The sequence below is a fragment of the Streptomyces sp. NBC_00080 genome, from assembly GCF_045041255.1.
GTDB lineage: Bacteria > Actinomycetota > Actinomycetes > Streptomycetales > Streptomycetaceae > Streptomyces > Streptomyces coriariae.
In genome coordinates this window covers 492,541-511,964 of the sequence record NZ_CP108235.1, presented here as the reverse complement: position 1 = coordinate 511,964, position 19,424 = coordinate 492,541, and the positions used below count along the sequence as shown (strand labels likewise).

The window sequence follows — 19,424 nt, the reverse complement described above, 5'->3', positions numbered from 1 at the left end:
ACTGGCCGCCCCTCGAGGACGGAACCCCGTCTTTCAGAGTGCCATCCCTGCTCGTTCACGGCTGAGCGCCGTCGCGACCGTGGTCGGCGGCGTATGCGGCGAACACTTCCGTCGGCGGGCCGCCCGTGTGGAGGAAGCGCTGGTCGAGGATGGCGGCGAGATCCTTCAGCGCGCCGGCGAGCAGCGCGCCGGACAGTCGCACCTCCGGCCGTTCCGCCGCCTGCCCGCGCTGGGTGAGCACGGCGGCGTAGCCGACCATGGCCGCCAGCGACGAGTGGTCCTCCCCGTCGTGGAAGTAGTAGGCCTCGGCGTACTGGGTGAAGTCGATGCGGACGCGTGCGACGTCGGTGGCCAGGCTGTCCAGCAGAATTGCCCCCGACGTGTTGTCGAGTTGCCGGGTCGTCGGATCCGCGTCGCGCAGTAGAGCCAGCCGGACGGCCAGCACCCTCCTGCGGGTCAGCGCGGGATAGATCTCCAGCACCCAGGAGACGGTGGCCGTCAGGAGAGCGAAACCGATGAGGGCTTCGAGCGGTGAGACCAGACGGAGCCAGCCCTCGTCGGGCGCGATGTCACCCAGCCCCAGGGTGGCCACCGTGACGAGCGACAGGTACACGGAGTCGAGCAGTGCCGGCTGCTGTGCTGCCTGGGAGCCGGGGGAGAAGGTGAATGCCCCGGGCATGTGGGGCCAGTAGACGATCGCCCAGCCGAGTACGACGGTGACGGCCCACATGCTCACGACCGTGACCATGGCCAGCGGCCCGACGAGCCCGACCACGCGGCCGGGCGCACGGAAGCGCCGGGCGAGGCGCCACAGTGCTGTCATCACGAGGCGGCTCAGGCCACCGTGGCGTGTGGGGTGCCAGAGCGTGTGGAACAGATCCCGCAAGGTGACCATGACGAGCCCGGCACCGGCCATCGAGACCAACCACTTCATCCGCGTCTCCCACGGCTCTTTGGCATGAAACGGAAATCCGCCCTGGAGCCTAGGCCGTGTGCGGCGCGTGACGGCGCGGATGCGGGTACGCCACGCTCATTCGCTCGGATCATCCGCCTTCGGAACGAGCGTGCAGGTCTCCCCGGGCGCCACGGTCACGGTCCGGTCCGCCGGCGTCACGCGGATCGTTGACTCCGCCGAGTCGGGCACGCTGATCTACAGTCGTATCCCTTCCACTCCCAGGTCCACTTCGTCATCCGCCGCCCTCCTCGGTTGTGAGCCGTGGGAGCGGACCTGTACGGCGAACCTCAGACCCGATGCGGGACGACGGCGACCGGGCACGCGGAGTGGTGCAGCAGGGCGTGGGCGACGCTGCCGAGTTGCAGACCGAAGTGCCCGTGCCGGCGCAGAGCGCCGACGACGATCAGGTCGGCGTCGGCCGATGCCTCCAGCAGGACACGGTGGGCGGGGCCCTCGACCGCGCGGCGGCTGACATCGACCTCGGGGTGCTCCCGTACGACCTCGCGCAGTGCGTCGTCGAGGGTGGCCGAGACTTGCTCCTCGGGCGCCACGGCGGCGTCCGCCGCGAGCCGGGGGTCCCCCGGGACGGACTCTGCGGGAGGGGCGCCCGGCTCGTGAACCGGACTGAGCCAGGCCCGCACGGCGGAAAGGGCGCAGCCCCGCGCCTCGGCCTCGCGCGCGGCGAACCGCACGGCACCCGTGCCGCCGGTCGCGTCGCCCACTCCCACCACGACCCGGCCACGGGCCCCCCGAAGGTTGCGCTCCTCGCCTCGGACGACGATGACCGGGCACATGGCGCGAGCCGCCACCGTGAGGCTGACCGACCCCAGCAGCAGTCCGGTGACCTGGCCGCGCCCCCGGGCGCCCGTGACCAGGGCGAACGCCTCGGATCCGGCTCGCAGCAGGGTGGACACCGCATCGGCGGCCACGACCTCGCCCGACACCTTCACCTCGGGGTGGCGAAGCCGGGCGCGTTCCGCGCAGGCGGCGACGATGTTCTGCGCCATGACCTCTCCGGCGGGGCGATCGGTGCTGAAGGAAGGCCGGACTCTTTCGTAACGCTCCCAGAGGGAGGCATGGACGAGCCGCACCGGCAGGCCGTGGCGGGCCGCTTCGTCCACCGCCCAGTCGACCGCCAGCAGACTGGAGTCCGATCCGTCGACGCCCACGACCAGCGGGAGTTCCATCGGGGCCACCGCCTTCCGTCCCGTTGCTGACAGACCCCCTGTGAATACCGTCGCACCGCCCGCGCGCCGCCGCGACATTCGGGCGGGCGCTCGGACCGCGTGGCCGTCGCCGGGTTGCGGTGCGTCGGGTCGCGAAGACGCTGGAGACGTAAGGCCCGACCAACCACCGGGCGCTCCTCAAGCACCTGGCACATGCCTGAGACCGCGCACATCGTGAGGGGTGCGATGACCTTCCCGGCGGTGGCCGTCCGGCGCGCCACGCCCCGGATCAGCGTCTGTCCGAGCTCGCCGAGGAGGGGGCGGTGACCGCCGAGGAGCACATGACCGCTCCCAGGGTTGCCGGGTCACGAAGGAGCCGGCGAGGCCCTCCCGGGTGGCCGGACGGGGCGTCGATACGCGTCCACCGGGCCAGGTCCTGGTCGCTGCCGCGGTCGGTGATGCTGCGTGCCTCAACTTCCTGAACCAGGTCCGGTACTTCCCACAGATGCCATGACACGGAGCGCTCTTCAGTGGCCCGCGACCGCCTGTCATCCATCGGCCGGCGTGATGCGGCGGCCCGTGAGGTGTGCGGGCCGGATCGACACCCACATCTCGCGTTCACCGCCCGGCCATGGCGTGGTGTGAGCGTGTTCGGTGAGCCTGCGCACGGCGTCGGGCTCCGTCACGACGCTCGCGGGGCCGACGGCGAGGACGCTCCAGCCCTGGCTCAGGGCCTCGTCCATGTGATCGACCTCGAAGGCGACCTCGGTTCCGACGGCTGCCGCGGGTGTGAGGTTCGGCGCCGTCCGGAAGACGATCGCGTCATCGATGACGTCGTAGTTGACCGGCACGACCGCCGGGCGGCCGTCGGGCGCCGACACCGCGATGCGCCCCACGCCGTGGGTGGAGAGCAAGGTGCGGCATTCCTCCGGGCCGATGTTCCGCAGCTGAGGATGCAGTAGTGCCCGTCCGTGGCCGGGTGGCAGATCAAGTCCTCCTCCGCGCAGCGCGGTGACGGTGGTGCCCAGCGCGTCGGCCAGCCTGATGAGGGTCGCCATACTCGGGTCGGCAGGCCGCTCCTCCAGGTAATCCAGATAGCCGGAGGCCATGCCGGCGCGGCGGGCCGTCTCCTCTCGGCTGAGGTTCTGTCTCCGGCGTTCGAGGGCCACGCGTCGGCCGATGTCACCGCGGCCGGGTGCCTCGGGCGACCTGGCCTCGGTGACGGCCGTGTCCGGGCCGGAGGGGGCGTGGGGGCTCTCGGGTTGTCCGTGTTCGAGATGGCGGATGTGTGCGTCGGGCCCGGGGAACACGAGCGTCACTTCGTCCGTGTCCGACCAGCGCACGTCGTAAGGCGGCGTTCCGTCCTCGTGATGGAGTCCGACGATCTCGCCGTCGCGCTTGGCGGCGCCGGTCGTCGTGCGTTCGATGACGAGTTGGTCGCCGAGGTGAGCTCGCATGACGTCCGCCCTCTCCTCAGAATGGTGCTGTATCCAACGTGCCACGCGCGACGGGCGGCCGCACGGGACCGAACGGCTCCGCACGTCCGGCAGACCCGCGTCGTCAAGGATCGACCGGGCCCGTATCGCCGGATCCCCCAGGTGTCCACCAGCTTTTCCGCCGCCCCTGCATACATGGAGGCGGATACGTACATGGAGCCGGACCGAGGGCGGTCGCACGACGGCGCGGCGGTCCGTGTTGCCGGGGTGTGCCGCCGGGGTGACCGTGGAGGTGGGGGAGCGAGGGAGTGACCACCAGTGCGAGCGCTCGTCTACCACAGCCCGGGCCACATCTCCTGGGACACCGTCCTGGCCCCCACGATCGAGGAGGCGACCGACGCCGTCGTACGGGTCGACGCCACCTCCGTCTGCGGCACTGACCTGCACATCCTGCGAGGAGACCTGCCCGAGGTGAAGCCGGGGACGATCCTCGGCCACGAGGCCGTGGGCGAGGTCATGGACGTCGGCCCCGGTGTCCGGGGCCTGCGCCCCGGCCACCAGGTGATCGTGTCGTCCGTCTCGGCCTGCGGTCGCTGCCAGGCGTGTCGGGACACCAGGCGTGGGCAGTGCAGCGGGGGCGGTGGGTGGCTCCTGGGAAACCGGATCAACGGAACCCAGGCCGAGTTCGTGCGAGTCCCCTTCGCGGACCACTCCACCCTCCGACGGCCCCCCGCGGTCCCGCTCGACGAGGCTCTCCTGCTCGCCGAGGTGCTCCCCACCGCCTACGAGGTCGGGGTGCGGAACGGACACGTCGGCCCGGGGGACGTGGTCGTCGTGGTGGGCGCGGGACCCGTGGGTCTCGCCACGGTCGCCGTCGCGCGGCTCTACTCACCCCGCCGGATCATCGTGGTGGATCTCTCCCACGCCCGGCTGGCAGCCGCCGCCGGCGTGGGGGCCGATGCCGCCGAACTGCCGGGGAAGATGATCGCCGAGCTGTCCGAGGGACCGGGCGCCGACGTCGCCATCGAGGCATCGGGCGACCCGGACGGCTTCGCCCTGTGCACCCGGGCCGTCCGGGCGGGAGGGCACATCGCCAACGTCGGGACGCACGGCAGACCGGTCACGCTCCACCTCGAGTCCCTGTGGCGGAAGAACATGACCATCAGCACGGGCCAGGTGGACACCTCCTCCACACCGTGGCTGCTGGAGCTGCTGAGATTCGGACGCCTGCCCGTCTCCCAGCTGGTCACCCACACCTTCGGCCTCGACCGGATGGCGCACGCCTACGAGGTGTTCTCCCAGGGCGCCACCACAGGGGCCCTCAAGGTCGCGCTGCACCGGGAGTGAGAGAAGCCCGGAGCAGGAGCCCGAACGGGCCGGCCGGTCCATCGGACGCAGTGCCGGGAGGAGAACCGATGCACTGGGAAACCATCCGCAAGGACACCACATCGGTCGTCCCACCTCGTCTCGCCGACTACGACCGAGCCTGCTCGGACTTCGCCTGGGCACAAGCGCGCACCGAGCTGGCCGGGTTGCCCGGCGGGGGACTCAACATGGCCCACGAGGCGGTCGACCTGCACGCGGCGTCCGCCCACGCGGACAGGGCAGCCCTGCGATGCGTCGCCCGCGACGACTCGGTCTCCACCGTCACGTACGCGGAACTGGCCCGACGTACGGCGCGCTTCGCGAACGTTTTGTGGTCCCTCGGCGTCGGCCGTGGCGACCGGGTGTTCACCCTGCTCGGCCGCTGCCCCGAGCTGTACACCACGGTGCTGGGCACGCTGAAGAACACCAGCGTGCTGTGCCCGCTCTTCTCGGCATTCGGCCCCGACCCGGTCGAGCAGCGGCTACGGCTCGGCGACGCCCGTGTTCTGGTCACCACCGCGGCCCTGTACCGGCGCAAGGTCGCCGAACGGCGGCCCTCGGTTCCCGGACTGGAACACGTCCTGATCGTCGGGCCCGGCACCGCGGAACTGCCGGGCACCGTCTCCTTCGACGACGTGATGGCCACCGCCCCGGACACCTTCACCATCCCGCCGACCTCGCCCGAGGACATGGCCCTGCTGCACTTCACCAGCGGTACCACGGGCACCCCCAAGGGCGCGGTCCACGTCCACGAGGCCGTCGTCGCCCACTACGCCACGGCCGCGTACGCTCTCGACCTGCACCCCGACGACGTGTACTGGTGCACCGCCGATCCCGGCTGGGTCACCGGCATGTCGTACGGGATCATCGCCCCGCTCGTCCACGGCGTGACAGTGGTCGTCGACGAGGGGGACTACGACGCCCGGCGCTGGTACCGGATCCTCGGCGAACAGCGGGTCAGCGTCTGGTACACCGCCCCCACGGCCCTGCGCATGCTCATGCGCGCCACACCACGCCAGGGCCCGTACGACCTGCCGCGCTCCTACGACCTGTCGGCCCTGCGCTTCATCGCCTCCGTCGGCGAGCCCCTCAACCCGGAGGCAGTCCTGTGGGGGCGGGATGTGCTGGGCCTGCCGGTGCACGACAACTGGTGGCAGACGGAGACCGGCTGCATCATGATCGCGAACTTCGCCGCCTGTGAGATACGGCCCGGCTCGATGGGGCGGCCGATGCCCGGTGTCGAGGCGACCGTGCTGGAGCAGGGTGAGGACGGCCGGGCCCTGGTCACCGACGGCCGGGTCACAGAGGTGCGCAGGGCGGAGGTCGAGGGCGAGTTGGCGCTCCGGCCGGGCTGGCCGTCGATGTTCCGCGGCTATCTCCACGACAAGGATCGCTACGACGCCGCGTTCGCGGACGGCTGGTATCTGACCGGTGACCTGGTGCGCCGGGACGCGGACGGCTGGTACTGGTTCGTGGGGCGTGCCGACGACGTCATCAAGTCGGCGGGCCATCTGATCGGTCCGTTCGAGGTGGAGAGCGCGCTGATGGAGCACCCGTCGGTGGCCGAGGCCGGTGCGATCGGACGGCCGGACCCGGTCGCCGGGAACGTCGTCAAGGCGTTCGTGTCGCTGCGCCCCGGGGTCCCGCCGACTCCGGATCTGGAGCGGGAGCTGCTGGCCTTCGGTCGCCGCAAGCTGGGGCCCGCCGTCGCACCGAGGGAGATCGCGTTCGAACAGAACCTGCCCAAGACCCGGAGCGGGAAGGTGATGCGCCGGCTGCTGCGCGCACGCGAACTCGGCCTGCCCACGGGTGACGTGTCCACCCTGGAGGGATCCTCATGAGCCCGGCCCACCCCACCGGCGCACGCAAGGCCCCGGCACCCCGGAAGACCGGCAAGAAGGCCGCGAAGACCAGGCGGAGGACGGCCGCCGGATCTCCCTCCGTCCGTTCGGCCGACGGGCACCGGACGGACCTGCTGGAGGCCATGCTGCGCATCCGGCGCTTCGAGGAGCGGTGCGTCGAGCTGTACAGCGCGACGAAGATCCGCGGTTTCGTCCACCTGTACATCGGCGAGGAGGCCGTGGCCGTCGGCGTCAACGAGGCACTCACGTCCGAGGACGCGGTCGTCGCCACCTACCGCGAGCACGGCCACGCCCTGGCCCGCGGGATCACGGCCGAGGCCATCATGGCCGAGATGTACGGCAAGGCGACCGGGTGCAGCGGCGGCCGGGGCGGCTCCATGCACCTGTTCGACGCGAGCCGGCGCTTCTACGGCGGCAACGCGATCGTCGCCGGTGGACTCCCACTGGCCGCCGGCCTCGCCCTCGCCGACCGCATGCGCGGGCAGGACCGTGTCACCTGCTGCTTCTTCGGTGACGGAGCCTTTGCCGAAGGAGAGTTCCACGAAACGGCGAACCTCGCGGCCCTGTGGAGACTTCCCCTGCTGCTCATCTGCGAGAACAACCTCTACGCCATGGGCACGGCCCTGGCGCGGCACGAGGCGCAGACCGACCTGGCCATGCGGGCCGCTTCGTACGGGATGGTCGCGTGGGCCGTCGACGGCATGGACGTCGAGGCCGTGGAACAGACCGCACGACGGGCCGCCGGGGCCGTCAGGTCCGGTGCCGGGCCGCACTTCCTCGAACTGCGCACCTACCGGTTCCGCGCCCATTCCATGTACGACCCGGACCGGTACCGCGACAAGGCGGAGGTCGAGCGGTGGAAGGAGCGGGACCCGATCACCCGGCTCGTCGACCGCATGCGCAAGGACGGCGACCCGGTCGACGAGACGCTCGCCGGGATCGAGCGCCGGGTCGCCGCCGAGGTCGACCACGCCGTGGAGGCGGCCGAGCAGGCGCCCGAAGAACCGGTGGAGCATCTCCTGCACCACGTCACCAGCGCTTCGGCGGAGGCGAGCTGACCATGGACGACGGCGAGCCGCCGCAGGCGGCGAAGACGACCTACCGGGAAGCGCTGCGCGAGGCGCTGCGGGACGCCCTGCACGCCGACGACCGCGTCTTCCTGATGGGCGAGGACGTGGGCCGCTACGGCGGAGGCTTCGGCGTCAGCCTCGGCCTGCTGGAGGAGTTCGGTCCGGCACGCGTCCGCGACACCCCGCTGTCGGAGTCCGCGTTCGTGGGCGCCGGCATCGGCGCCGCCCTGGCCGGGCTGCGGCCGATCGTCGAGATCATGACCGTCAACTTCAGCCTGCTCGCCCTCGACCAGATCCTCAACAACGCCGCCACCCTGCTGCACATGTCGGGCGGCCAACTGGCCGTGCCCCTGGTCATCCGCATGACGACAGGCGCCGGACGGCAGCTCGGGGCCCAGCACTCGCACAGCCTCGAGGGCTGGTACGCGCACATCCCCGGCATCCGGGTCCTCGCCCCCGCCACTCTCGAGGACGCACGCCACATGCTGGCCCCGGCGCTCGCGGACCCCGACCCGGTCCTGATCTTCGAGCACGGAAGTCTCTACAGCGTCTCCGGCGAACTCCTCCCGGTCACCGCGCCCGTCGACCTGGACCACGCCGCGGTCCGCAGGCCCGGCACCGACATCTCGCTGATCACGTACGGAGGTTCGCTGCCCAAGACCCTTGCGGCGGCGGACGAGTTGGCCGCCGCCGGCATCAGCGCCGAAGTGATCGACCTGCGTACGCTCCGGCCCTTCGACGCCCGGACCGTCGCCGCTTCCGTGGCCCGTACCCACCGTGCGGTGGTCGTCGACGAGGCATGGCGGACGGGAAGCTTCGCCGCCGAGGTGTCCGCCCGTATCGCGGAGGAGTCGTTCTATGAACTGGACGCGCCCGTCGAGCGGGTGTGCAGCGCGGAGGTGCCCATGCCGTACGCCCGTCAGATGGAGGAGGCCGCCCTGCCGCAGACCCCCGACATCGTCGCGGCCGCCCACCGGGCGGTGGACTGACCATGGCCGAGTTCACCATGCCGTCCCTCGGCGCCGACATGGACGAGGGAACGCTTCTGGAGTGGCTGGTGGGACCCGGCGACCCCGTCCACAAGGGCGATCCCGTCGCGGTCGTCGAGACCGCGAAGTCGACCATCGAGGTGGAGTGCTTCGAGACCGGAACCATGGCCGAGCTGCTCGTCGAGCCCGGCGCGACGGTGCCGGTGGGCACACCGCTCGCGCTGATCGGGGCGTCGGCCAAGAAACCCGAGAAGGCGGAGAAGCGACGAGCGGCCCGTCGCGCACCGAAGAAGGGCGAGCCTGCCAAGCCCCCGTCCCCGCCTCCCGAACCCGCCACGGCCCAGGCCCCGGTACCGACCACCGCTCGACAGGGCGTCCACACCGAGGCAGGCCCCCTGGTCCGGCATCTGGCGGAGCAGAGCGGCGTAGGCCTGGAGACACTGCTCGGTTCCGGACCGGGAGGACGCGTCACCCGAACCGACGTCGAGGAAGCGGCGGCCGCCCGGCAACTGCGCCTGCGGGTAACCCCTCTCGCCCGGAGACTGGCGGCCGAGAGGGGCGTCGATCTGGCCACGGTGAGGGGGACGGGCAAGGACTCGGCCGTCCGTGCCGCGGACGTACGCCAGGCGGCCCCGGGGCCTGCGACCGAGGCCCCGTCCGCGCATGTCGGCGCCCCCACGGTACGTCCGTCCGCCGAGCGTCTCTCGGGAGACCGGGGAACCGCCAGGCGCCGGGCGATCGCCGGTCTGATGAGCCGCGCCAACCGGGACATTCCCCACTACTACCTGTCCACGACCGTGGACATGGCCGCCGCGATGGACTGGCTGCACGAGCACAACCGGCGCAGCCCGATCGGTGAACGGCTGCTCCCCGCTGCCCTGCTGCTCAAGGCGGCGGCTCGGGCGGCCCGGGATGTCCCCGAGCTCAACGGTTCCTGGACCGACGACCACTTCACGGCCGGCGAAGGCGTCCACCTCGGCGTGGCCGTCTCGCTGCGCGGCGGAGGGCTCGTCGCCCCCGCACTGCACCACGCCGACACCCTGCCACTGCCGCAGCTGATGACGGCCCTGAAGGACGTGGTCACCCGGGCCCGTACGGGCAGACTGCGCGGCTCCGAGGTGTCGGACGCCACGATCACGGTCACCAACCTCGGAGATCAGGGAGTGGAGACCGTGTTCGGAGTGATCTACCCGCCGCAGGTGGCCCTCGTCGGTTTCGGGCGGGTGGTCGACCGGCCGTGCGCCGTCGAAGGCATGCTGGGCGTGCGGCCCGTGGTCACTGCGACCCTCTCGGCCGACCACCGAGCGACGGACGGCGCTGTCGGCGCCCGCTACCTCACTGCGGTGACCCATCTCCTGCAGAACCCGGAGCAGCTGTGAACATCAACCGAACCGACGCGCTGCAAATGGTGAAGGAATCGATCTCCCGGGTCGTCCCGGACGCCGACGTCGCCGCACTGGGGCCCGACGACGCGTTCCGTGACGCGCTGGAGATGGACTCCCTGGACTTCCTGAGTTTCGTGGAGGTGCTCAGCGAACGGTCCGGTGTCCGCATCGAGGACGAGGACACACCCCGGCTGACCACGCTGTCCGGCAGTGCCGACTTTCTCGTCGCCCGCACGGGCTGATGTGCCGCGGACGTGAACGGCTCAAACCGCTTCGGTGTTGTCGATGACACCCACCACGTCATCGATGTCCCGCACCGGGGCCAGCAGTTCGGGGACGAGTCCTTCGTCCACTTTCCCCGACACCGTCACCACGCCGTTCTCCACGGTGACTTCGACAGCGCGCGGGTCCAGCAGGTGCCGGCCGACCAGTGACTCGACCTCGGCGAGGATCTCGGCGTCGTCGCGGACCAGGGCACGCAGCAGATCGTGTCGGCTCACCACACCGACGAGCCGACCGTGATGGTCGGTCACGGGGAGGCGCTTCAAACGGCCGTGCGCGGCGGTCCACGCCGCGTCGGCCACCCGCTGCTCCGGGTGGACGGTGACGGGCGGGAAGGTCATCAACGTGGCGGCCGTGTCGCCGTGGCTCTTGTCGTACAGGCGGTGCTGCCACAGCCTGCCGACAGCTCCGTGCCGACGCGGCTCCGCCATCACGGCAGCCTTGGCCAGCAGATCCGACTCCGAGACGACACCGACCACGTGGTCGTCCGAGTCGACCACAGGCAGGGCGCTCACCTGCTCACGGGCCAGCGTGTGAGCCACGTCCAGGAACGGCATGTCACCAGCCACGGAGGCCGCCGGCACCCGCATCACGTCCCGCACGCGGAGTACGGCCGGTTCCGGGACGGGCGGCCCGGGTGCGGCGGTGGGGGGCGGCTCGGCATCCTCCCCGCCGTGCGGGCGCTCGGACTCCTCGGTGCTCCTCGCCGACGCGGCGCCGGCGATGGCCCCGAGGTAGCGCCGCAGCGCGTCCTGGCGCGGTTTCTCCCCGGGTGTCCAGGGGCGGCCGGGCATGGTGCGGCGGGCTTCCTTCTCCGCCGAGGTGCGCTCGAAGTCGCTCACGGCTGCCTCCTGGGGACGCCGTTCACCTATGGGCTCAGTTTCGCATCGATCGGCCGGTGCGGCCTCTGGGCCGAACAGCCCCGCCGGGGGACAGGCGGGCAAGCGCGACGCGACAGGCCACCGTCCACCGGGGAGACTGGGAAAGAGGGGCCTCGGCCCACCTGGAGGAGTGCGTGTGACGGGATTCCGGGACTTTCTGACGCGGTTCCGGCCGGTGGCGTCCCCCGGCCGCGCCGCACCGGGTGGTGTGCCCGCGGACCGTTCCGCCGAACTCCGTGCGGAACTCACACCGCCCCTGGCCCTGCTCGAACAGACGGAGGCGGAGGCCCGGAACATACGCGAACGGGCCGACGCGGCCGCCGCATCGCGCCGCAGCGAAGCCGAAGGGCAGGCCGAGGCAATCGTGGCCGCGGCGCACGAGGAGGCCCGGCAGGTACGGGCGCGCACCGCCGAGCAGGTGCTGAGTGCGGCCGATGGCGAGGCCGCGGCACTGCTCGCCGAGGCGGAACGCGACGCGGTCGCCGTACGTGGCCGTGCCAGGAGCCGGACACCCGCGCTGGTCGACCGGGTGCTCGCCCTGGTGCTGGAGGACCTCGCGACGGACGAGGCGTCGACCGTGCCGCCGGGGGAAGGTCACCGGGCTCAGGACCCGGGGAGGCCACGGGGAGGTGGTTCCTGATGGGGGCCGGTCGGGTGGCGGGTGTGACCCGGGCACGGGCTCTGCGGACCAGGTGCCTGGGCGTCGAGGGCGCCGGGCAGGTGGCGGCGTCCCGCGAACTCGACGACGCCCTGCGCTACTTGGCGGCCACCCCGTACCGACGCGACGTCACTCCGGGCGTCACGCCGGCCGAAGCCCAGCGTGCGGTCTCGGCGACACTTCTGTGGCATCTCCGGGTCCTCGCCGGCTGGCAACCGGCCGGCGGCACGGACGCCGTCCGGGCACTGGCCGCGGGATTCGAGATCGCCAACACCGAACACCATGTGAGCGCACTCGCTGCCGACCCGCGGCAGCCGGGCACCGGACGCCTCCACCCCCCGCCCTACCGCCTGGGTGCGCTGGCGATCGCCTGGACGCGGGTCGCCCGCACCCGTTCGCCGTCGGAGCTGCGTACCGCGCTGGCGGCCTCCGCCTGGGGTGACCCCGGGGGTGACTCGCCGGCCGCGATCGCCACCGGTATGCGGGTCTCGGCCGCGGTGCGGCTCGCCACCGCCGTTCCGGACGCGGCACGCTGGGCGGCGGCCCGGCTCGCCCTGCTCTTCGGCCGCGAGGTCTTCGTCGTCGGCCGCCGGATGCCCGACGTCTCCGTCCACCGGGCGGCACGCCTGCTCGGCCCGCGAGCGGTGGGCGCGAGGTCGTACGCCGAATTCCGGCAGGTACTGCCGGCCGACGCCCGATGGCTGCTGACCGACGTCGAGGAGGCGGCGGACCTGTGGCGGGCGGAGGCACGCTGGTGGGACGCGGTCGAGCGAGACGGCCGTGAACTACTGCGCCGGGCCCGTTTCGGCCCCCAGCCGGTCGTGGGGGCCGTGGCGCTGCTGTCGGTCGACGCCTGGCGGATCCGTGGCGCGCTGGAGCTGGCCGCCCGCGGCGGAGGCCCAGGGGACTGGCTCGGGGGGGTGCTCGATGCCCCGGGCTGAGCCGGCGGTTCCGGTCAGGATGCGCAGGGTGGCCGTCGTGGCCCCCGAGAAGGCGTTGCGGGAGAGCCTGGTCCGCATCGCCGAAGCGGGCCGCGTGGAGATCGACCTGGCCGGGGACGGTGGGCCGGAAGCCCGAAGGCGCGTGGCGACGCGACTGCGGCGGCTGCGCACCGAGCCGGGGCCGGCGGTTCTCAGCGAGGCTCTCCCCGACCTGGACGCCCTGGAGCGCGAGGGCCGAACGGATCTGTTGGCGGGTGAGGCGCAGCTGGAGGAGCGCCTTGGCAGCGCGGTCCGGCAAGGCGAGGCCGCCGCACTGGCCGGCTGGTGCCCCGAGGCGGAGGTGGGTGCCACGGCGGCGCGCATCGCCGGCGCCGGGGGCGCGCTGGTGGTGTTGAGGACCCCGCGCGGCGTCGATCCGCCGACCTTGCTGAGCGGAGCGGACGCCGCAACCCCGGGGCACCCGGGGAGAACCGTGCGGCGCTCCTTCACACCGCTCGTCAGTACGTACGGCACTGTGCCCTACGCCGACCTCGATCCCACCCTGCCGGCCGGGATCGTGTACGCGGTGATGTTCGGCGTGATGTTCGGCGATGCCGGGCACGGGCTGCTCCTCGTCGCCCTCGCCCTTGTGCTGCGTACCGGCCGGCCGCGCCGACTGGCGCCGCTGCGCCCGCTGTGGCCGTTCGTCGCCGGGGCCGGACTGGCCGCCACCCTGGCGGGGGTGGCGTACGGCGAGTTCTTCGGCCCGACCGGCGTGCTGCCCGTGCTGTGGCTGGCACCGTTGGAGGAGCCCATGCGGCTGCTGGCCGCCGCCGTCGTGCTCGGCGCCGTGCTGCTGGCCTTCGCCTATGCCGTGGGCATCGTGAACCGGTGGCGGGAGGGCGGACCGGCTGCGGCCGTGTACTCGACGACCGGTGTCGCCGGGGCCGCGCTCTACCTCGGTCTCGCCGCCGTCGCCGGATGTGTGTGGCTCGGCGAGCCGGCGTTCGCCGCCGTGGGGGCCGCGATCGCCGTCGGCGGCCTGGCCCTGGCCGGGGCGGGGCTGTACGCGACCACGGCGGGCGGCCCGGGCGGAGCCGTACAGACCGGCATCCAGCTCCTCGACGCCATGGTCCGGATCGGCTCCAATGTCGTGTCCTTCGCGCGACTCGCGGCCTTCGGGCTGACCCATGCGGCGCTCGGCGCGATCGTCTGGGACGGCACGAAGGCCCTGGCGGACCGGGGCCCGGTGGGGGTCGCCGCCGCGCTGCTGGTGTTCCTCGCGGGCAACGCCCTGGCGTTCGTGCTGGAGGCACTGGTGGCCGGCGTCCAGGCTCTGCGCCTGGAGTACTACGAACTCTTCTCCCGGCTCTTCGAGGGAGAGGGACGTCCCTTCAGACCCTGGCATCTGCCCGTCGAGCACGTCCCGGACCCGGCCGCCGACATCGGGCCGCCCGCAGCGGGGGAGGCTGCCCGGCTCGGCCCGGCGAGGGAGGAGTACTCGTGATCACCTGGTTCTTGGCCCTGCCTGTCATCGCGGCGGGATTCGTCGCCGCACGCCTGGTGCTGCGGCGCTCGGGCCGGACGGCCCTGTGGTGGATGGTCGCCGCCGACGCCGTGCTCCTGGTGGCCGCCACCGTGGTGCTGACCCTGGCGTTCGGCGGCGGATCCGCCGAAGCCGCGACCGCGGCGGCCCAGGACTCGGGCTCCGGCTCCGCCGCTCTGATCGGAGCCGCGATCGCGGTGGCCGCCTCCACCATCGGCGCGGGCATCGCCGTCGCCTACACCGGAGCGGCAGCCCTCGCGGCGCTCAGCGAACGGCCCGAACTGTTCGGCCGGGCCATGGTCATCGTCGGCCTGGCCGAGGGCATCGCCATCTACGGGCTGGTCGTCGCGGTCATCCTCATCGGGAAGGCATGAGCATGGGACGCGTCGCCGCCCTCGGAGAGCGGGCCCGTGTGGCCGGTCTCGCCCTGGCCGGAGCCATCGTCCTCGTCGCCGACGACCCCGAGGCCGTGCGCCGGGGCTGGCGGAGCCTGCCGGACGGCGTCGACATGGTGATCCTCACCCCTGCAGCGGCCGAGGCCCTGGAGCGGGACCCCGGGTTGCCTGCGGGCAGCCGCAGACTCACCACCGTGATGCCGCCATGATGTCCCCGGCTCCCGATCAGACGACGGACGCGCTCGACCCGGTCCGGGCAGGGCTGCTGCGAGCCGCTCACGCCGATGCGGACGCGCTTGTGGCCCGCGCCGAGCGGGAGGCCGCCGCCCGGCTCGATCAGGCCCGGGCCGAGGCCCACGCGATCCTCGACGACGCCCGGCGGCAGGGCGAGGCCGACGGCGCGATCGCGGCCCGTGACCTACTGGTCAGGGCCCGGAGGGAGGCCAGGTCCCGCACGCTCTCCGCTCGGCGGAAGCCGTACGAGGACCTGCGCCGCAAGGCCGTCGAACGGGTCCGGGACCTGCGCCGGGCCGACGGCTACGCGTCTCTCCGGGAGCGGCTGGAGCAGCGCGCCCGGGTGCTCCTCGACCCCGGTGCCGAGGTGACCGAGCACGCCGACGGGGGAGTGGTGGCCCAGGTACCGGGCAGGCGGGTCGACCTGTCGCTGACCGCGTTGGCCGATCGCGCGCTGGACAGCATGGGAGCGGAGGTGCGCAGCCTGTGGGAGCCGTGACGACGTCCACCGGGACGGACCGCCCGCCTGTCGCCCGGCAGCCGGTCTCCAGGATCCTGCGCGTCACCGGACCGCTGGTCGAGATGGAGTACGCGGGCGGCACCGCGATGTACGACCTGGTCTCGATCGGCCCTGCCGGACTGCCCGGCGAGGTCGTGGCCATCAGCGGTGACGTCGTCACCGTCCAGGCGTACGAGTACACCGGCGGTCTCGCTCCAGGACAGACGGCGCTCGCTCAGGGTCGGCCGCTGTCGGTACGGCTCGGTCCGGAGCTGCTCGGCGGCATCTTCGACGGGCTGCTCCGCCCGCTGTCCGGCGCCGGCGACTGGCTGCTCCCGGACACACGGCGGACCGAGGCCGAGGAACGCACCTGGTTCTTCTCCCCTCTGGCAGCGGAGGGCGAGGACCTGGCCGAGGGCCAGGCACTCGGGGAGATCCACGACGCGGGGCCGGTGCGGGTGAAGGTACTGGTGCCACCCGGCCGCGGGGGCATCGTGACGGAGATCGCCGGTCCCGGGAGCCGCTCGCAGGACGCCGTGGTGGCCGTGGTGGGCGGTGCCCAAGTGGGGCTGGGCGCCCTGTGGCCGGTGCGCAGGCCCCGCCCCGTGCGGGAGCGCGTCGACACCCACGAGGCCCTCAACACCGGTCAGCGAGTGGTCGACCTCCTCTTTCCCGTGGCCCGGGGCAGCACGGTCGCGGTGCCCGGTGGCTTCGGCACCGGCAAGACGGTGCTGCTCCAGCAGATCGCCAAGTGGTGCGACGCTGACGTCATCGTCTACGTCGGTTGCGGAGAGCGCGGCAACGAGATGGCCGACGTCATCACCGAGTTGTCGGAGCTCGAGGACCCGCGCACCGGCGGACGCCTGGCCGACCGCACGGTGACGATCGCGAACACCTCCAACATGCCGATGATGGCGCGCGAGGCCAGTGTTCACACAGGGGTGACGGTCGCCGAGTACTTCCGTGACATGGGCCTGGACGTGGTGGTCATCGCCGACTCGACCTCCCGATGGGCCGAGGCGCTGCGCGAGTTCGCCTCCCGTACCGGCGCGCTGCCCGCCGAGGAGGGCTATCCGGCCGGACTGGCCTCGGCCATCGCGGCCTTCTACGAGCGGGCCGCCGCCGTGACCACGCTCGGCGGTGACCGGGGCTCGGTGACCGTGATCGGCGCGGTGTCCCCGCCGGGCGGGGACATGACCGAACCGGTCACGGCCCACACCGAACGCTTCGTCCGCTGCCTGTGGACCCTGGACCGCGACCTCGCCTACGCCCGTCACTACCCGGCGGTCTCCTGGGCTGGGTCCTTCTCCCGGGACGTCCCCGTGCTGGCCGCCGGACACCGGGCGGCCGGGGACCCGGCGTGGTCCCGGCACCGCGACCGGGTGGGTGCGGCACTGGCGGAGGCCGACCGACTGGCCGACCTGGTGGACCTGATCGGGATCGCCGCCCTTCCGGCGCGGGAGCGGATCAGCGTGCTCGCGGGCAGGCTGGTGCGGGAGGGCGTGCTGCAGCAGAGCGCGCTGTCGGAGCATGACGCGTACTGCGGGCCGGAGAAGACGGCCGCACTGGCCGATGCCGTCCTGGCGGTCGTCGACCGCTGCCGGGAGCTGGTGGACTCCGGTGTTCCGGCGGCGTCGGTCGAGGAGGTCGACTTCGGCCCGCTGCTGCGTGCCCGGGAGGACACGGGGCCGCACGACGCCACCGGGGTGGCGGCGCGGCGTGACGCCATGCTCGCGAGGCTGGGAGAAGTGCGGTCATGAGCCTGTCCGGCGGGATCGAGTACACGGCGGTGCGTGAACTCCGGGGGCCGCTCGCGGTCGTCGAGGGGGTCTCCGGGGTCGGCTGGGACGAGTACGCGCACATCACCCTCGCCTCGGGCGAACGGCGCCACGGCGTGGTGCTGGACGCCGACCGCGGCCTGGCGGTCGTCCAGGTGCTGGAGGGCACCGCGGGCATGGACCCGCAGGGCGTTCGCGCGGTCTTCACGGGCAGCCCCCTGCGCGTCCCGGTCGGGACGGACTGGCTCGGTCGCGTCTGCAACGGCCGCGGGGCCCCCGTCGACGACGGGCCACCGATATTCGGCTCCCACCAGGCGGAGGTGGGCGGCGCCCCCGTCAACCCGGTACGACGTGAGCCGCCGTCCGAACCCGTGCTCACCGGTGTCGGGGCCGTCGACGCCCTGACCACACTGGTACGGGGGCAGAAACTGCCGGTGTTCTCGGTGGCCGGGCTGCCGCATCTGGAACTGGCCGCCCAGATCGCCGCGCAGGCCACCGTCGGCGGAGAGGCGTTCAGCGTCGTCTTCGCGGGCATGGGGCTGACCCACGCCGACGCCTCCTTCGTACGCGACGTCCTGGAGGAACGCTCCGCCGCCGGGGAACTGGTCCTGCTGCTGAACACCGCCGACGACCCGGTGATCGAACGGATCCTCACCCCTCGCATCGCGCTCACCGTCGCCGAGCACCTCGCCTTCACCGAGGGACGGCACGTCCTGGTCGTGATGACCGACATGACGACGTACGCCGAAGCCCTGCGCGAGGTCTCCGCCGCCCGCGGGGAGATCCCCGCCCGCCGCGCCTACCCCGGCTACCTCTACAGCGACCTGGCCTCCCTGTACGAGCGCTGCGGACGCATTCGCGGGCGACCGGGCTCGGTCACCGTGCTGCCGGTGCTCACCATGCCCGCCGGTGACATCACCCATCCCGTGCCCGACCTGACCGGCTACATCACGGAGGGCCAGATCGTGTTGTCGCCGGAGACGCACGCGCGGGGCGTGTACCCGCCGTTGGACGCCCTGTCGTCCCTCTCCCGGCTGATGCGCAAGGGCGCCGGTCCGGGTCGTACCCGTGACGACCACCTCGACGTCGCCGCCCAGCTGCTGGCCGCCCTGGCCCGAGCCCGGCAGGTCCGTGACCTCGCGGACCTGGTCGGCCATGCGGCGCTGAGTTCCACCGACCGGCGGTACCTCGACTTCGAGGAGGCGTTCCTGAGGGACTTCGCCGACCAGCGCAGTGACGAGTCCCGCAGCCTCGATGCCTCGCTCGAACGCGGCTGGCGGGCCTTGCTCACGCTGCCCCGCAGCCAGCTCTCCATGCTCCCCACCGGGCTCCTCGACGCCCACGGGGCGAAGGACATCCCGGACACGGAGGTGTCCCGATGACCGGCGCCGGCCGTACACCGCTCGGTCGGGCGGGACGGCTGCGGCTGCGGCACAGCCTCGATGTCGCCGAACGCGGCGCCGACCTGCTGGAGCAGAAGCTCCGTATCCTGCGTGCCGAGCACGAGCGGCTGCTGAGCGCGGAGAGGTCAGCAGCCGGTGCCTGGCGGGACCTGCTGTCCGAGGCCGAGGACTGGCTGCTGAGGGGGCTCTTCCTGGGCGGGGAACAGGCCCTTGACGCGGCCGCCGAGGGTATCGGTCCCGCCGAGGTCACCCTGCGCTGGACCACCTCCATGGGGGTACGCCACCCCGCGGCGGCCGCTGTGTCCGTACCCGCCCGATCACCCACCACCGCCGCTCCCACGAACACCGCCCTCGTGCACGCCGAAGCGGCTTACGGCCGTGCCCTGCGCGCCGGCGTCGAGTACGCCGCCGCTCATGCCGCCGCCGAACTGCTGGGCGCCGAGGTCATCCGCACCCGGCACAGGGTCCGTGCCCTGCGGCGCCACTGGATTCCCCGCCTGCGGGAGGCACTCGACCGGGCCGACCTCGCCCTGGAGCAGGCCGAGCACGAGGACGGCGTCCGGCGGCGCTGGGCGGCTCGGAGCCCCGAGCGGTGACCGT

19 protein-coding genes are annotated in these 19,424 nt (G+C 72.7%); 15 read left to right on the top strand and 4 right to left on the bottom strand.

The window, feature by feature from the left end; all coding sequences use genetic code 11:
• Positions 1–55: 55 nt before the first annotated feature.
• From OHU34_RS02275 to OHU34_RS02265, 3 genes are all read right to left on the bottom strand, one after another.
• Entirely contained in the window at positions 56–934 is an 879-nt protein-coding gene (locus OHU34_RS02275; protein WP_142270436.1) for a potassium channel family protein, read from the bottom strand.
• Between the two features lie 308 nt (positions 935–1,242).
• Positions 1,243–2,142 (bottom strand): universal stress protein, encoded by a 900-nt coding sequence (locus OHU34_RS02270; protein ID WP_230193781.1) that lies wholly within the window; start codon positions 2,140–2,142, stop codon positions 1,243–1,245.
• Positions 2,143–2,669: 527 nt separating this feature from the next.
• The gene (locus OHU34_RS02265) at positions 2,670–3,578 is read right to left on the bottom strand and encodes a DUF1918 domain-containing protein (RefSeq protein ID WP_230193780.1); all 909 of its coding nucleotides are present in this window, start codon (positions 3,576–3,578) and stop codon (positions 2,670–2,672) included.
• Between the two features lie 297 nt (positions 3,579–3,875).
• On the opposite strand from OHU34_RS02265, the gene OHU34_RS02260 reads away from it, so the two are divergent.
• The 6 genes from OHU34_RS02260 (at position 3,876) to OHU34_RS02235 (ending at position 10,470) form a co-directional block, all read left to right on the top strand.
• Complete coding sequence (locus OHU34_RS02260) at positions 3,876–4,904, top strand: alcohol dehydrogenase catalytic domain-containing protein (RefSeq protein WP_142270439.1); 1,029 nt, start codon at positions 3,876–3,878, stop codon at positions 4,902–4,904.
• A 68-nt stretch (positions 4,905–4,972) separates the two neighbouring features.
• Positions 4,973–6,763: an acetate--CoA ligase gene (acsA, locus tag OHU34_RS02255; protein WP_142270440.1), complete on the top strand. Its 1,791-nt coding sequence runs from the start codon at positions 4,973–4,975 to the stop codon at positions 6,761–6,763.
• Positions 6,760–7,842: a pyruvate dehydrogenase (acetyl-transferring) E1 component subunit alpha gene (gene pdhA, locus OHU34_RS02250; RefSeq protein ID WP_142270441.1), complete on the top strand. Its 1,083-nt coding sequence runs from the start codon at positions 6,760–6,762 to the stop codon at positions 7,840–7,842. The genes acsA and pdhA overlap by 4 nt, the downstream gene beginning before the upstream one ends.
• A gap of 2 nt (positions 7,843–7,844) precedes the next feature.
• Entirely contained in the window at positions 7,845–8,843 is a 999-nt protein-coding gene (locus OHU34_RS02245) for an alpha-ketoacid dehydrogenase subunit beta (RefSeq protein WP_142270442.1), read from the top strand.
• 2 nt (positions 8,844–8,845) lie between these two features.
• Complete coding sequence (locus OHU34_RS02240; protein WP_142270443.1) at positions 8,846–10,222, top strand: dihydrolipoamide acetyltransferase family protein; 1,377 nt, start codon at positions 8,846–8,848, stop codon at positions 10,220–10,222.
• On the top strand, positions 10,219–10,470 hold the full coding sequence (locus OHU34_RS02235; RefSeq protein ID WP_230193775.1) for an acyl carrier protein: 252 nt from the start codon (positions 10,219–10,221) through the stop codon (positions 10,468–10,470). The genes OHU34_RS02240 and OHU34_RS02235 overlap by 4 nt, the downstream gene beginning before the upstream one ends.
• A gap of 21 nt (positions 10,471–10,491) precedes the next feature.
• Here the strand turns inward: OHU34_RS02235 and OHU34_RS02230 are convergent, their stop codons facing one another.
• Positions 10,492–11,352, bottom strand: coding sequence for a CBS domain-containing protein (locus OHU34_RS02230; protein WP_142270444.1), 861 nt, complete (start codon positions 11,350–11,352; stop codon positions 10,492–10,494).
• Positions 11,353–11,527: 175 nt separating this feature from the next.
• Between OHU34_RS02230 and OHU34_RS02225 the strand changes: the two genes are divergently transcribed.
• The 9 genes from OHU34_RS02225 to OHU34_RS02185 are packed head-to-tail and all read left to right on the top strand — an operon-like array spanning position 11,528 to position 19,420.
• Positions 11,528–12,031, top strand: coding sequence for a hypothetical protein (locus OHU34_RS02225; RefSeq protein WP_142270445.1), 504 nt, complete (start codon positions 11,528–11,530; stop codon positions 12,029–12,031).
• Positions 12,031–12,990: a hypothetical protein gene (locus OHU34_RS02220; protein ID WP_405764295.1), complete on the top strand. Its 960-nt coding sequence runs from the start codon at positions 12,031–12,033 to the stop codon at positions 12,988–12,990. Before OHU34_RS02225 ends, OHU34_RS02220 begins: the two co-directional genes overlap by 1 nt.
• A 19-nt stretch (positions 12,991–13,009) precedes the next feature.
• Positions 13,010–14,476 carry a V-type ATPase 116kDa subunit family protein gene (locus OHU34_RS02215; protein ID WP_405764292.1) on the top strand — a complete coding sequence of 489 codons (1,467 nt, stop codon included), beginning with the start codon at positions 13,010–13,012 and terminating at the stop codon, positions 14,474–14,476.
• Positions 14,473–14,889, top strand: coding sequence for an ATP synthase subunit C (locus OHU34_RS02210; RefSeq protein WP_142270448.1), 417 nt, complete (start codon positions 14,473–14,475; stop codon positions 14,887–14,889). The genes OHU34_RS02215 and OHU34_RS02210 overlap by 4 nt, the downstream gene beginning before the upstream one ends.
• Entirely contained in the window at positions 14,886–15,119 is a 234-nt protein-coding gene (locus OHU34_RS02205; protein ID WP_142270449.1) for a hypothetical protein, read from the top strand. Before OHU34_RS02210 ends, OHU34_RS02205 begins: the two co-directional genes overlap by 4 nt.
• The gene (locus OHU34_RS02200; RefSeq protein ID WP_405764289.1) at positions 15,116–15,643 is read left to right on the top strand and encodes a hypothetical protein; all 528 of its coding nucleotides are present in this window, start codon (positions 15,116–15,118) and stop codon (positions 15,641–15,643) included. Before OHU34_RS02205 ends, OHU34_RS02200 begins: the two co-directional genes overlap by 4 nt.
• A complete protein-coding gene (locus tag OHU34_RS02195; protein WP_405764286.1) occupies positions 15,640–17,403 on the top strand; it encodes a V-type ATP synthase subunit A in 1,764 nt (587 codons plus the stop codon). The genes OHU34_RS02200 and OHU34_RS02195 overlap by 4 nt, the downstream gene beginning before the upstream one ends.
• Complete coding sequence (locus tag OHU34_RS02190) at positions 17,400–18,803, top strand: V-type ATP synthase subunit B (RefSeq protein WP_142270452.1); 1,404 nt, start codon at positions 17,400–17,402, stop codon at positions 18,801–18,803. The genes OHU34_RS02195 and OHU34_RS02190 overlap by 4 nt, the downstream gene beginning before the upstream one ends.
• The gene (locus OHU34_RS02185; RefSeq protein ID WP_405764284.1) at positions 18,800–19,420 is read left to right on the top strand and encodes a V-type ATP synthase subunit D; all 621 of its coding nucleotides are present in this window, start codon (positions 18,800–18,802) and stop codon (positions 19,418–19,420) included. Before OHU34_RS02190 ends, OHU34_RS02185 begins: the two co-directional genes overlap by 4 nt.
• Positions 19,421–19,424 lie beyond the last annotated feature (4 nt).